The organism is Paenibacillus farraposensis, from assembly GCF_020736845.1.
Classification (GTDB): domain Bacteria; phylum Bacillota; class Bacilli; order Paenibacillales; family Paenibacillaceae; genus Paenibacillus; species Paenibacillus farraposensis.
Genome location: NZ_JAFFQR010000079.1, coordinates 852 through 15,584 on the forward strand (window position 1 = coordinate 852; position 14,733 = coordinate 15,584).

A 14,733-nucleotide genomic window follows, 5' to 3' on the forward strand; every position below is an offset into this window, starting at 1 on the left:
CTTTACAAAGTGTTATTATCGGGATGTAGCTCAGCTTGGTAGAGCACCTGGTTTGGGACCAGGGGGTCGCATGTTCAAATCGTGTCATCCCGATACTAATTTGCGGGTGTAGTTCAATGGTAGAACTCCAGCCTTCCAAGCTGGTAGCGTGGGTTCGATTCCCATCACCCGCTTACAAATTACCTCGAAGCCGAAAGGCTTCTTTTTATTTTGTCCACATGATCATCCACCTCAATATATTAAAGTCATTGTAAAAGCCTATGCGATCATGCACAGTTGGGGATGATTTGTGTATATTGTACATAGGCTCTTGTTACTTTTAACATCTATACCCCAGATTTTCTCCCCAAAGTAGATCTTTCCTTGCAGCAAGACTAATTTATGATCAACTCCCTTAAATATAGAAATCCTATGACTGCTAACTGTATGAATTCATGGTGATAACGCCAGTGCTGCTACATTGGTTATACACATTTCTCTCTTTTTTATGTGGGTAATCGCAAAGTATGGATAAGAAAAGACACATGTAGTAAAAAGCAGTAGCTAATTTGTGTATATTTTTGTGGATAGCAGCTTCATTATTCCGGTATTGTCAACAAATCATAAACATGTGCACATGGTAATGTATAGATTTTTGTGTTAAAAATCCTTTGTTGTTTATAAGTGATATGTATAAAATTTAAGGATAACTAAAAAAATAATCAATTTCATTTATTTAACTTGATTTTTTTGCATAAAAATCCAATATATAATCAAAAAAAGTATTTAAAAAGCATGATTTCTTTCTGTAAATTTTGCAGCTTTTCATACGTTTTTATTGTATGATGTTAAGAAAGTGTCAATTTTCGTGGTGTATACGCATCTTTACAACAAAACTGTACATGTAGTGGAACAGATCAGATAGGGGGAAAAGCATGACTGAGCTTACGTTAACCGCAAATAAAAATCAATCCAATAATCTGCTGCGGCGAGATGTTCGTTTTCTGGGGAATATTCTTGGAGAGGTTTTGGTTCATCAGGGTGGAAACGAACTTTTGGATATCGTGGAGAAAATACGTGAGACAAGTAAATCGTTACGTGCCGGGGATCAACCGGAGTTGTATAAGAATTTCAAACAAATGGTCAGCGGATTGGATACAGATATTCGTCACCAGGTTATTCGCGCGTTTGCGATTTATTTTCAGTTAGTCAATATTGCAGAGCAAAACCATCGTATTCGTCGTAAGCGGGATTATGAGCATTTCGCTGGTGAGGATGTTCAACCCGGCTCTATTGAGAGTTCAGTTCAGGAGCTTAAGCAAGGTGGTTTTTCTGCCGAGGACGTTAACAATATGCTGGAGGAGCTCTCTCTGGAACTGGTTATGACCGCACACCCTACAGAGGCAACCCGGCGGGTAATTCTGGATATTCACAAACGGATTTCTGAAGATGTCATGCTGTTGGATAATCCGATGCTTACCTTGCGTGAGCGGGAACAGGTACGGGAGAATTTGCTGAATGAAGTCATTACATTGTGGCAGACAGATGAGCTGCGTGATCGCAAGCCAACTGTATTAGATGAAGTAAGAAATGGAATGTACTATTTTCATGAGACTCTGTTTCATGTATTGCCGGATGTATATCAGGAATTAGAGCGATGTTTAAGCAAATATTATCCCGAACAAAAATGGCACATTCCAACCTATCTGAGATTCGGTTCTTGGATTGGTGGAGACCGTGATGGCAATCCGTCTGTAACATCCCATGTAACTTGGGAAACATTACGTATGCAGCGCAAGCTGGCTTTGAGAGAATATCAGCGTACTCTGAAAGAGCTTATGGGATACCTCAGCTTTAGCACTAGCATTGTGCGTGTTGCAGATGAACTGCTGGCTTCGATTGAGGAAGATCGTGCCCATATCACACTCAAAAAGATGGAAGAATGGCATAACGAAAAAGAGCCTTATCGAATTAAACTGGCCTACATGATAGCCAAGGTGAATAACATTTTGGACGAAAGCAAGCAGGGTACCAAGGAACGTTATAGCTCCGCCAACGAACTCATTGCAGACCTGAAAGTCATTGATAACAGTCTACGTCATCATTTTGCGGACTATGTTGCAGACACGTATATCCAAAAAATGATACGTCAAGTCGAGTTGTTTGGTTTTCATACAGCTACACTGGATGTGCGTCAGCATAGCCAAGAGCATGAAAATGCGATGGCTGAAATTCTTTCCAAAATGAAGATCGTGCCCGATTACGGTAAACTGCCAGAGGAAGAAAAAATAGATCTGCTGGAAAAGCTGCTGAACGAGCCTCGCCCGATTACTTCGCCGTATTTAGAGTATAGCGATAGCACACAGGAGTGTCTTGACGTGTATCGCACAATTTATAAGGCTCAGAAGGAATTCGGCAAGCAGTCCATTACAAGTTATCTCATCAGTATGACACAGGGAGCCAGTGACTTACTTGAGGTTATGGTGTTAGCCAAAGAAGTCGGTCTGTTCCGAATCGAAAAGGATGGCGCTGTCGTATGTACGCTGCAATCCGTTCCTTTATTTGAAACGATTGATGACTTGCACGCTGCGCCTAGTATTATGAGAAGATTATTGAATTTGCCTGTATATCGACAATCCGTAGCTGCGATGGATCAGCTTCAGGAGATCATGCTGGGGTATTCAGATAGCAACAAAGATGGCGGTGTGGTTACAGCAAACTGGGAGCTTCGGGTTGCTATGAACAGCATTACTGAAGTGGTTAATGAATATGGTGTAAAAGTGAAGTTCTTTCACGGCCGTGGAGGAGCACTGGGCCGCGGGGGAATGCCGCTTAACCGCAGCATCCTGGCTCAACCTCCTCATACGATTGGAGGCGGGATCAAGATTACGGAGCAGGGAGAAGTGCTCTCATCCCGATACTCGCTCAAAGGCATTGCCTATCGGAGTTTGGAGCAGGCTACCTCAGCCTTGATCACGGCTGCGGCATATCATCGTTCCGGGAAGAAAGAAGTGTTCGAGGAAAGCTGGGAGGAGATCATTGCCGGTATTTCCGAGGTATCACTGAGGAAGTATCAGGATTTGATATTCCGCGATCCGGATTTCTTCGCTTTCTTCAAAGAATCGACACCTCTGCCTGAACTGGGCGAGCTGAATATTGGTTCCCGTCCATCCAAGCGTAAGAACAGCGAGCGTTTTGAGGACCTGCGCGCCATTCCATGGGTTTTTGCATGGACACAAAGTCGTTACTTGCTGCCTGCATGGTATGCGGCGGGAACAGGTCTGCAAAGCTTTTATCAGAATAACGAGGATAATCTCAAAATACTGCAAACGATGTTCAAGGACTCGGCTTTCTTCCGCTCCCTTATAGATACATTGCAAATGGCAATTGCCAAAGCGGATCTGCTGATTGCCGAGGAATACGCAGGAATGTCCGATAATGAAGAGGCGCGACAGCGTATTTTTGAACAGATTTCAGCGGAGTTCAAGCTGACATCTGAACTGATTTTAAAAATAACCGGACAATCCGAGATTTTGGACGGTGTACCAGTCATTCAGGAATCTATCCGGTTACGCAATCCTTATGTCGATCCGTTAAGTTACTTGCAGGTTCAACTGCTTAGTGAGCTGCGTGAGCTGCGTAATCAGAATGGCGATGATGCTGAACTGCTGCGTGAGGTATTGCTGACCATTAACGGAATTGCCGCAGGATTAAGGAATACAGGCTGATACAGTCTGGCTGTATGAATACAGGCAATCGGGCCCTTATAGGGCCCGATTATGCTGTTTGTGCAGCTATGAGGGAAGGGCGTCGAAATATGTCAATATTACAGTTGATTTTCGGATAAAATTAAACTACGATGAATAATCATAAATATATAATAGGGTAACCCATCAGCAAGTCTGGGGGAATATAGAGTGGATAATATGGAAAGCCGCTTGGTTAGGCTGGTACAGAAAGGTGATCAGCGGGCTTTTGCGGAGTTAGTCGAGTTATATAAGGATCGGATTTTTCATCTTTCCTACCGGATGCTGGGGAACCGCCATGAGGCGGAGGATCTGGTGCAGGAGACTTTTTTGCGTGTGTATCGCAATTTGGAAAAGTATGATCATGGACAGAAGTTCTCAACCTGGATTTACAGGATTGCTACAAATTTATGTATTGATCGTCTGCGGAGGAGAAAACCTACATACTCACTTGATGCTGAGATGACTGATCAGGAAGGTGTCGATGGGTACGCTATGCTCGCTAGTGAAGAGCTTACCCCCGAGGGGCATACGCTGTTATCCGAGACGCAGGTGTTAATCCATGATGCCATTAATAGTCTTCCAGATAAATATAGGACGATTATGGTACTGCGGTATTTGCAGGAGCTGTCCTTGCAGGAAATTAGCGATGTACTCAATATTCCGGTGACTACAATTAAAACGAGGGTTCATAGAGGCCGGGATTTTCTACGCAAAAAATTGGAGCACAAGCTGTGAATTAGGTGCTTAGATACTTGAAAAGGATCTGTATAGATGTTTTATGAAACATAATGCTCGCTATAACGTATGTAAAAAGAGTAAAGGTCTAAGCCGGAGCATGTTTTGTTGAGAAATACGGAAGAATACTAGAAAGGATTGGCTCATATGGATTGCAAACAAGCCGTCTCTTTAATGCATGACTATCTGGATGGCGACCTGTCTGAGCAGGACAAACAGGAATTAGAGCAGCACTTGTTGGCCTGCCCGGAATGTCGCATGCGTTTTAAAGATCTGGAGCGGACGGATGCGATGCTTTATGGTACACGCCATTATCAAATGCCATGTGTATCGGATGAGCTGACATTTCGCATTATGAATGCTTTGCCATCGCACAAGAGACAGAATGTGCCGCCACTTCTGTCCTGGGTGAAGAGGCACCCCGCTGTAACAGCTGCCGCTTTCTTTCTTATTGTTATATGCTCAAGTATGGCCAGTTTTTCAAGCACGGATCATCAATTGGTAATCAAAGGGAGCGATCTGGATCAAGTCGTGATTCAAGGCGATACAGTGATTGTGCCTGAAGGGAAATCTATTGCCGGAGATTTGACCGTACAAAATGGGAAGGCTCAGGTATATGGCAATGTGGAGGGAAATGTAACTGTCATTGATGGCTCTTACTATCAAGCGTCTACAGCTCATATTGCAGGTCAGGTCAAAAGCATCGATCAAACCTTGGATTGGATATGGTATAAAGTTACCGACTTATTCGGGTACCCGTTCTCTCCATAAAAGAAAGAAGCTTAAAATGGCAAGAACGATATCGAGCGCTTTTTCCGCTGGAAAAGGCGTTCTTTTATATATAAAGCTGGCGAATTGTACTGTATTTTACTGATTTTAGCGGTTCTTTTGTCGCACAACTTGCAACACGAGCCTTAACGTTATAACCTAGATAAAGAGAGCATACTGTGTACATATCACACCCACTCACTACAGAAAATTGCGGGGGCATGCGCATGTTGGATTATTTTGCAGATCTGACTTGGAAAGAATCCATTAAAGATATCATCGATATTTTGATCGTTACGTATATTATGTATCAGCTTATTTTACTTGTTCGCGGGACACGTGCGGTTCAATTGCTGAAAGGGATACTGTTTCTGGTTGTCATTTGGGCCGTTAGCACCTGGTTTGATTTGTACACACTCAAATGGTTGATGAACCAGATGTTCACTTTTGGTGTAGTAGCTATTTTCATTATTTTCCAGCCTGAGTTACGTCGTGCTCTGGAACAATTGGGACGGGGCAAGCTATTTGGGCGTTCGTCTGCGGATGATGAAGAAATTAACAAGTTAATCGGAGAAATGATTAAGGCGTTGAATTATTTATCACGTAGAAAAATAGGAGCTTTGGTCGTATTTGAGCGTGAGACAGGGCTGAACGAATACACAGAGTCTGGCATCAAGACACAGGCAGTGGTCAGTTCAGAATTGCTCATCAACATTTTTATCCCGAATACGCCACTGCATGATGGCGCGGTAATTATTCAAAATAAGCAAATTGCTTCTGCAGCTTGTTATTTACCTTTGTCGGAAAATCCGTTCATCAGCAAGGAGCTGGGGACTCGTCACCGGGCTGCGATTGGGGTGAGCGAGGTAACAGATGCCGTAACGGTTGTGGTATCAGAGGAAACAGGGCAAATTTCTTTGGCTATTAATGGACAGGTCGTGCGCGATATTAAGGAAGAATCCTTAATTTCCAAGCTGTATGAGGAATTGCGGCCAGCACCGTCTTTGAAGGAAAAACGCGGCTCATTCTGGAATCGGAGGGGAGGCCGTGGAAATTCATGATGGACAAATGGATTAACAATAATACGATTTCCAAAATACTGTCACTTGCGATTGCCGTGATGTTGTGGGGAATGGTCCATCTGGATGCAGGGACACCCTCATCTACGCTAACCGTTTCTTATAATAATAAGGTGATTGATAATGTAGGCATTCAGGCCAGTGGTCTGGATGATTCCAAGTATGTGTTGTCTACTATGGATACTGACCATGTAAGGATGGAGGTCAGAGGCCAGCGCTCTGTCCTGACTTCCTTTTTTGCAGATAATTATAAGGCGAAATTAAATTTAAGCGGTTTGGGAGCAGGTACCAGAACATTGTTGCTTGAACCGGAATTACCGGATGGGGTCGAACTGGTATCCATGATTCCTAATCGTGTTACGGTAACGATTGAGGAAAAGCAGACGAAATCATTTAATGTTTCTGTGGTGCCCAAAGGCAACCCTGATACCGGTTTACAGCTTGGCGAACCTGTGATTGCTCCTCAGACCGTAAAGGTAACCTTACCGAAAAGTCAGTTGAGCACCGTAACTGCGGTACAGGGGGCTGTAGATACAGAAGGCATTTCGGAAAATTTCGAACAGAAGCGTGTAAAACTTAGGGCATATAACAAAATGGGGCAAGAAATTACAGGAGCGGTCATCGAGCCATCTACTGTATCTGTCGAAATCCCAGTAACGCAGCAGGCGAAGCCAGTGCCTATCAAGATCGTCTATTCAGGCGATTTGCCAGAGGGGTTGGCACTCTCCAAGGTAAAGGCAAATGTGAAGGAAGCGGCGGTATATGCATCGCAGGACGTATTAAGCAGTCTTGCTTCTTTCGTTACTGCTACAGTGGATCTCAGCCAATTTACAGAAGCGGGGACCCGTACAGTCCAAGTTAATTTGGCAACGCCCGCCGGTTCTGATAAAATCGAGCCAGGCTCGGTACAAATTCAGGTAACGGTCGTTCCTTCCAATCAGGTCACAGATGTGGAACGGACGCTATATGGAATTCCCATCGTTTTACAAGGTGCTGGAGATGGAATCACTGCGACCATTACTGCACCTACCAGCAAGACGATGGATGTTACCGTAAAGGGACCACAGGATATGGTCAGCAATTTAACCAATGATGATATTAGCCTGGTGGCAGATGTAAGTGGCCTCTCTGCTGGTCAGCATGAGGTTACGTTGCAGGTAGGCTTGCCCAAATATATTATACAGGCCGGAAAACCTGATCAGCTAAAGGCGACAGTAAACATCGTAGGTCCTTCAGCGCCTACTGTAACGAATCTAGGTAATGAGAATGAACCAAACCCTTCCGGTAGTGGCGACAAGGGTCAGGAGAGGCCCCAGGAGAGGCCAAATGGTCAGGGTGGATACTCTGATGCTAATTCTGGGGAAAATGCAGCTGCGGGGGATAAAACCAATCCTCATAACGGCGCAGTTTCACCTGCAAATGGAACCCCGGAGAATAGTCAACCATAACATGTTTTATCTGTAGTAATGAATCGAGTTTATTAGACAAAAAAAGGGAGTCATTTTACATGGGGAAATATTTTGGTACAGATGGTGTTCGAGGCGTTGCTAATCAGGAACTTACAGCAGAACTGGCATATAGCATTGGCCGTTGCGGCGGATATGTTTTGGCAGGTAATGTGGAGAAGCCAACCGTTGTTATCGGTATGGATACACGGGTGTCTGGCTTGATGCTGGAATCGGCACTTGTAGCTGGTCTGCTGTCGATCGGGGCTAACGTGGTTCGCCTGGGGATTGTTTCGACGCCGGGAGTGGCTTATCTTACACGTCAATTGAAAGCAGACGCGGGTGTGATGATTTCTGCCTCTCATAATCCTGTGGAGGACAACGGGATTAAGTTTTTTGGCGGCGACGGGTTCAAATTGACAGATGAAACAGAGTTGAAAATCGAAGAATTGATGGATGCCAAAGAAGATCAGCTGCCTCGTCCGATTGGCGGAGGATTGGGTACGGTTGTTGTAGACGAGCATTCACGCTACGATTATCTTGAATATTTGAAGACAACAATTAGTCATTCCTTTGAAGGACTAAAAATTGTATTGGATTGTGCAAACGGAGCAGCTTATGAGCTGGCGCCGAAGCTCTTTAAGGATTTGGGAGCGGAAGTATACACGATCGGGGCGGAACCCAATGGGCTGAATATCAATGATCATTGCGGCTCAACCCATCCTGAAAAGCTCAAGGAGGAAGTACTCCGCTTGAAAGCGGATATTGGTCTGGCCTTTGACGGTGATGCTGATCGTCTGATCGCAATTGATGAGAATGGGGAAGAGGTAGACGGCGACTATATCCTTTGTATTTGCGGAGATGCCATGAACCGTGCCGGAAAGCTCAAGGACAGCACCATTGTATCGACAGTGATGAGCAATATCGGTTTTTATAAAGCTACGGAAAAGCTGGCACTCAGGACGGCCAAAACTGCGGTCGGAGACCGTTATGTTATGGAAGAAATGCGCCGGAGAGGCTTTAATCTGGGTGGAGAGCAGTCCGGTCATGTCATTTTCCTGGATCATAATACGACAGGCGATGGCATGCTGACCGGGATTCAACTGGTAGATACCCTGAAAGCTTCCGGCAAAAAGATGAGTGAACTGAAATCACTTATGAAGCAGTACCCGCAAGTGCTGGTTAATGTGCGTGTACAGGATAAACGCAATTATGAAGGAAATCCTGCCATTGCAGAAGCGATTGAGCGGGTGGAACAGCAATTGGGAGATAACGGACGGGTACTGGTACGTCCTTCGGGTACGGAATCGCTTATTCGCGTAATGGCAGAAGGCCCGGATAAGGATGAGCTGGAGCATTTTGTCGGACAGATCGTCGATGTGGTCAAAAAAGAATTAGTGTAAAAGTTTGTAAACCCCAGTTGCCTGTTCAATAGAGGCAGGCAACTGCGTTTACGGTTATGCAGCTTCCATTGAATCTTCACCTGGATAAGCAATTATGAATAAAGTGTTATTGCCAAATGTTGCGGGTCTGAATATAATATAGGAATGTTATGACTCAGATAGAGAAAGTGAGGGTCGTGAGGTAATGTAAAACAAGCGCCAGAGCTTGAGTTTGTGCGGGGGAACTTGAGGGGTAAGCGATGCATCAGTCAAGATGCCGCTGCTTCCCAACGGTTCACGACAAAGCAAGCTGACGAGGTGAAGGTGTTCGAAATATTCGGCGGGGACCTTCCGGTAAAGCATCAAGCCGTAAACCGGCAGCGGAAAATGAACAGGCAACTGTTTACACAACGCACCGGTAGATGCCATATTATTTTATAACCTAAATTATAAGATTCATTTCATGAATGTGCGGCCATCATCATTGGCGTGCGCGGTTTGGGAATTTCGTTGGATTCGTGAAGAGATGCCTGTAATTGTATAGTTATCATTGACAACTTCATAGATGAATGAACTTATTCCGCAATCTACCGCACACGTTAGCCCTGTGATGTGCCGTCCTGTGAAGTGATGATCGGGAGGATAACGAATATGTGTGGCATTGTAGGATATATTGGTGATCAGAATACGCAAGAGGTATTGATTGATGGCTTGAAAAAGCTGGAGTATCGCGGTTATGACTCTGCGGGTATTGCCGTGTTTACAGATTCAGGACTGCAAGTTGCCAAGGCGAAAGGCCGTCTGGCGAATCTGGAAGCAAAACTGGATGGCACACCGTTGATTGGCCATGCAGGTATCGGACATACACGTTGGGCAACGCACGGTAAGCCTTCAGATGAAAACTCCCACCCACATATGGATGAGAGCCAAAAGTTTTCCGTCGTTCACAACGGAATTATCGAGAACTATCTGGAGCTGAAGGAAGAACTGATCAGCGAAGGTCATACCTTTATTTCCGAAACAGATACGGAAGTGATTTCCCATCTGATTGCGCGTGAATATAAAGGGGACATCGTCAAAGCGGTACAAAAAGCAATTACCTTTATGCGCGGTGCTTTTGCACTGGGGGTGCTGACAGAGCATGAACCTAACAAGCTGGTAGCTGTTCGTCAAGCCAGCCCGTTGGTTATTGGTGTGGGAGAAGGCGAGAACTTTATCGGTTCCGACATTCCGGCTATTCTGAAATATACACGCAATGTATTTATTTTGAACGATGGCGAAATGGCTGTTTTGACCAGTGATGCCGTCGAATTAATGACAATCGAAGGCCAATTTATTTCTCGGGAAATGATTCATGTCGAATGGGATGCTGTAACAGCGGAAAAAGGCGGCTATGAGCATTTCATGTTGAAAGAAATTCACGAGCAGCCTAAAGCTTACCGTGATACCATGTTGGGCCGTATCGATAAAGAAACTAAAAAAGTTGTTCTTCCTGAACTGAAGCTGACAGAAGAACAAATTAAAAATATCCGCAACATTCAAATCGTTGCTTGTGGTACAGCCTACAATGCTGGTTTGATTGGTCGTACGGTTATCGAAAGTCTGGCTCGTATTCCGGTAGAAAACGACGTAGCTTCCGAGTATCGCTACCGTTCCCCTATCGTAACACCAGACACATTAGTGATCGTGGTGAGTCAATCCGGTGAAACTGCTGATACGTTGGCAGCACTGCGTGAAGCACAAGCTAACGGCGCTCATGTACTGGCGATTACGAACGTAGTCGGCAGCTCCATTGCTCGTGATGCTGATGATGTGCTGGTTACACTGGCAGGACCGGAAATTGCCGTCGCCTCTACCAAAGCATATTCTTCGCAGTTGATTGCTTTCTATCTGTTTGGTCTGTATCTGGCTCAAGTACGTGGTACACAAACAGATGAACAAGTAGCTCATGTGTTGGCTGCTATGGAATCACTGCCAGAGCAAGTGGAAGAGATGCTGAGTAAAGCAGATGCAATCAAAGCTTATGCTGAGCAAATTGCGAGCCATAAACACCTGTTCTTTATTGGACGCGGTCAGGACTATGCTGTAGTACAAGAAGGCTCCTTGAAGCTCAAGGAAATCTCCTACATTCATTCCGAAGCTTATGCTGCGGGTGAATTGAAGCATGGTACACTAGCATTGATCGAAGAGGGTATTCCGGTTATTGCTTTGGTAACACAGGAATCTGTGTTGGAGAAAACGGTAAGCAACATTAAGGAAGTCAAGGCTCGTGGCGGCGATGTTCTCGCGATCACATATGAAGAACATGCGGTTGATCTGTTGAAATCGGTAGATCAGGTATTCGCTATTCCGAAGACACTTCCGATCCTGTCGGCTGCGGTTTCGGTAGTAGCTCTCCAACTGTTGGCTTACTATGCTTCCCTTGCACTGGGGCATGATGTCGACAAGCCACGCAACTTGGCTAAGAGTGTTACTGTAGAATAAGGCTCTCCTTAGGAAGTATCTGACTTGTTCAGTTACATTAAAGTTGGTTTCTGAGCTTTATAAACCGGTTGTCCTAATTTAGGATGACCGGTTTTTTGTCGTGCGCCCGGCATGGGCGATAACTTAGCGGTGAAAGTCCGCTACAGGCTTGGCAGTAGGAACTGTTAGCTAAGGGCAAGGGTGTCTGCCGTGAGGCAGAATCTGAAGGAAGCCAGAGGTAAACCCTCGGTCTGGCGAGCAGAAATCACATAGAAGGCATGGTGGGACGGACGAGCTTGCGATACAAAGCAAAGTCCAATACTGCCCGAATCCCATCATGTAAATGTGGCAGATAGATGAGGGGAAGGTTATCGCTCTTACCCGGGGAGATCTCACAGACGTGGAGTAGGAAAAAAATCCGAAAGACGGAGTAAAGCTTACTGTGAGAAGTCAGCAGAGGCCATAGTACCGGGAGTTTTTTTTTTTTTTCGGGAAGGGCTAAACAATCGTAAGTCTCGAGTACATACAGGAAGGAGATTCGGTGCAGTGAAAGCAGAATACCGAAAGGACTGCCTGCAAAAGGGATAGTGTGGAACACAAAGAGTATATAGGAGCGCAGAGCATCGACACTCGGGAGAGTAGAGAAAGAGATGGTGCAAAGGGCCTGCTAGAAAGGATACTGAACAGGGACAACTTGAACAAAGCCTACAAACAGGTCAAGAGCAACTACGGAGCGCCGGGATTCGACGACATGAGCGTCGAGCGGCATTGCCGTGGCTGCGGGAAAACAGAGACGAGATATTGCAAAGCATCAGAGAGGGAAGATACAAACCAAGCCCGGTACGGCGCAAGGAAATTCAGAAACCGGAAGGAAGTGGGGTGCGAAAGCTTGGCATCCCCACGGTCGTGGACCGTATCATCCAGCAAGTGATCGCCCAGCAGCTGCAACCGCTGTTCGAGCTGCTTTTCTCGAAAGGAAGCTACGGCTACCGCCCGGGGCGAAGTGCCCAGCAAGCCATTCGGCAAGTGAAAGCCCACGCGGAGCAAGGATACGGTCACGCGGTAGAAATCGACCTCTCGAAATATTTCGACACGTTAAACCATGAGCTGCTAAAGAACTTGCTACGCAAACAAATCCAGGACAAGCGCGTAACGGACTTGATCAAAAAGTACCTGAAAAGCGGAGTTATGGAAAACGGGGTACGCCGCGAAATGGAAGAAGGATCTTCTCAGGGAGGCCCTCTGTCGCCGCTTTTGGCAAACATCTATCCGAACGAATTCGACCAGGAGGTGAGAAGCCGTGACGTGATTGTCATACGCTACGCGGATGACATCGTGGTGTTGGCAAGGAGCAAACGAATAGCGACACGGCTTCTGGAGTCTAGCCGGACGTATCTGGAGAACAAGCTGAGGCTCAAGATGAATAAGCAGAAAAGTAAGGTGGTCAGCGTAGTGGCGCAGAAGTATTTCAATTTTCTTGGCCTTGCCCTAGGGAAGAACGGAAGCGGGGTGTACATCCGCGTACATCTCCAATCGCTCACCAAGGCCAAGAAGAAGCTGAAAGAACTGACAAGCCGAAGTCAAGGCAGAAACGTTCGCCAGGTGATGGAGAAGGTAAAAGTCTACATTCGCGGCTGGATCGGCTATTTCTATGTAGCCGACATGAAACGAATCCTGCAAAGCTGGAATGAATGGCTGCGAAGGCGGATGCGCATGTACATCTGGAAGCAATGGAAGAAGCCGAAAACGAAGGTGCAGAACCTGCGGAAGCTGAGGATACCGGAGTGGCAGGCTTACCCATGGGGGAACACCCGGCTGGGGTACTGGCGCATCGCCGGAAGCGCGATACTGCAACGCTCTGTTACAAACGAAAAGCTCGCACAGGCAGGGTATTATGACTTCCCTGCTCAGTACGAGCGTCTACGTGAATTGCACTTAAACGGTTGAACCGCCGTATACCGAACGGTACGTACGGGGGTGTGAGAGGTCGGCTACTCAACTAACAGTAGCCTCCTACTCGATTAAGAAAACCCCAAATTCAACTGGGGTTCAGGAAAGCTTAAAGCTATGAGTAAGAATCCCTTGACCTATATGATAAGATGATAGCCGGTCTGAGTCGATAGGAAGGGCAAATAAAGAAGCCCCTTTGAGGGGCAAGCCCGGGACCGTTTGCGGTTGGCAGACTTTCAGTGCGCCTTTTTAGGCGCTTGTTAGTACCATGCCCTTATAGGGCTGATGGAAGCCATCGGCTAAGCCGGTGGTTATGACTATGCTGCGGGTGTATTCTGACAATAAAGTTGTGTACTAAATGTCCTGAGAAAATAAAGTATTAGACTGCCACGATTTTCATTAAGCTAACGATCAGGATGATGATCTGCAGGGGCTTGAGCGGACGTCCTGGCCGTGATCACGGCGAACGCCGCGATACCCCAGGAAGATGAACTGCAGCGGCTCGAGCAGGCCCATAGGAGCTGGAGGAAGAACAGCAATTGGATCGAGCTCGTTGGATTAAAATATTCATCACTTGTGATACAAACCAAGACCATTCATCACATAAGGACGAACAATCTTTGCGAGTAAATCAGTTCGATCATTTTCCCCATCCGTAAACCAACGATATGCAGCACCATAGATCGTTGAGCTTGTCATGGCCGAAATGATCTTTATATAATCGTAGGCTGGCAACTGGTGGTTTTCTTCTTTTAAAAATATGCTCTCAATTGTTTGCTCCAACATTTTCTTTATTTTTTCATCGACAAGTTTAGCAATGAATTTGGAATCCATTCTGCATATTCGATAAAAGTCTACAATATAGCTATGTGTCATCAAGATCAATTGATCGCATATTTCTTCTGTGAATTCCCTCGATAACTTCACTTCTTCAGGGATCATCCCGTGAAAAGCCTGCTCAATTGTCTCGTCAAGCAAAGCATATTTATCTACATAATGGTCATAAAAGGTAGCGCGGTTAATGGTAGCATTCTGAGCGATATCCTTTATGGATATTGCATCAAATCCTTTAGTCCGCAACAATTCACTGAAAGCTTCCCTTATTAACTGTCGTGTACGCAATACCCTTGGATCCTGCAAATTCACCAAATCAAATCCCTTCTTAAACATCATATATCCTAGA

General features: G+C 45.6%; 9 protein-coding genes and 2 tRNA genes. 10 read left to right on the forward strand and 1 reads right to left on the reverse strand.

What is annotated here, in order from left to right; all coding sequences use genetic code 11:
- Positions 1-19 precede the first annotated feature (19 nt).
- From JO375_RS12650 to ltrA, 10 genes are all read left to right on the forward strand, one after another.
- Positions 20-93: transfer RNA gene (locus JO375_RS12650), tRNA-Pro, on the forward strand.
- A 9-nt stretch (positions 94-102) separates the two neighbouring features.
- Positions 103-173 (forward strand) — tRNA-Gly (locus JO375_RS12655).
- A 741-nt stretch (positions 174-914) separates the two neighbouring features.
- Positions 915-3,707, forward strand: a complete 2,793-nt coding sequence (gene ppc / locus JO375_RS12660) for a phosphoenolpyruvate carboxylase (protein WP_229524815.1) — start codon at positions 915-917, stop codon at positions 3,705-3,707.
- 189 nt (positions 3,708-3,896) lie between these two features.
- Positions 3,897-4,463, forward strand: a complete 567-nt coding sequence (gene sigW / locus JO375_RS12665; RefSeq protein WP_229524816.1) for an RNA polymerase sigma factor SigW — start codon at positions 3,897-3,899, stop codon at positions 4,461-4,463.
- A 147-nt stretch (positions 4,464-4,610) separates the two neighbouring features.
- Positions 4,611-5,234 (forward strand): zf-HC2 domain-containing protein, encoded by a 624-nt coding sequence (locus JO375_RS12670; RefSeq protein ID WP_229524817.1) that lies wholly within the window; start codon positions 4,611-4,613, stop codon positions 5,232-5,234.
- A 224-nt stretch (positions 5,235-5,458) separates the two neighbouring features.
- Positions 5,459-6,292 carry a diadenylate cyclase CdaA gene (gene cdaA, locus JO375_RS12675; protein WP_229524818.1) on the forward strand — a complete coding sequence of 278 codons (834 nt, stop codon included), beginning with the start codon at positions 5,459-5,461 and terminating at the stop codon, positions 6,290-6,292.
- A complete protein-coding gene (locus JO375_RS12680; RefSeq protein ID WP_229524819.1) occupies positions 6,289-7,758 on the forward strand; it encodes a CdaR family protein in 1,470 nt (489 codons plus the stop codon). The genes cdaA and JO375_RS12680 overlap by 4 nt, the downstream gene beginning before the upstream one ends.
- A gap of 59 nt (positions 7,759-7,817) precedes the next feature.
- The gene (gene glmM / locus JO375_RS12685) at positions 7,818-9,158 is read left to right on the forward strand and encodes a phosphoglucosamine mutase (RefSeq protein ID WP_229524820.1); all 1,341 of its coding nucleotides are present in this window, start codon (positions 7,818-7,820) and stop codon (positions 9,156-9,158) included.
- Positions 9,159-9,788: 630 nt separating this feature from the next.
- On the forward strand, positions 9,789-11,621 hold the full coding sequence (glmS, locus tag JO375_RS12690; RefSeq protein ID WP_229524821.1) for a glutamine--fructose-6-phosphate transaminase (isomerizing): 1,833 nt from the start codon (positions 9,789-9,791) through the stop codon (positions 11,619-11,621).
- Between the two features lie 720 nt (positions 11,622-12,341).
- On the forward strand, positions 12,342-13,547 hold the full coding sequence (gene ltrA, locus JO375_RS12695; protein ID WP_267497695.1) for a group II intron reverse transcriptase/maturase: 1,206 nt from the start codon (positions 12,342-12,344) through the stop codon (positions 13,545-13,547).
- Positions 13,548-14,120: 573 nt separating this feature from the next.
- Here the strand turns inward: ltrA and JO375_RS12700 are convergent.
- Positions 14,121-14,723 (reverse strand): TetR/AcrR family transcriptional regulator, encoded by a 603-nt coding sequence (locus JO375_RS12700; protein WP_229524823.1) that lies wholly within the window; start codon positions 14,721-14,723, stop codon positions 14,121-14,123.
- Between the last annotated feature and the right edge of the window lie 10 nt (positions 14,724-14,733).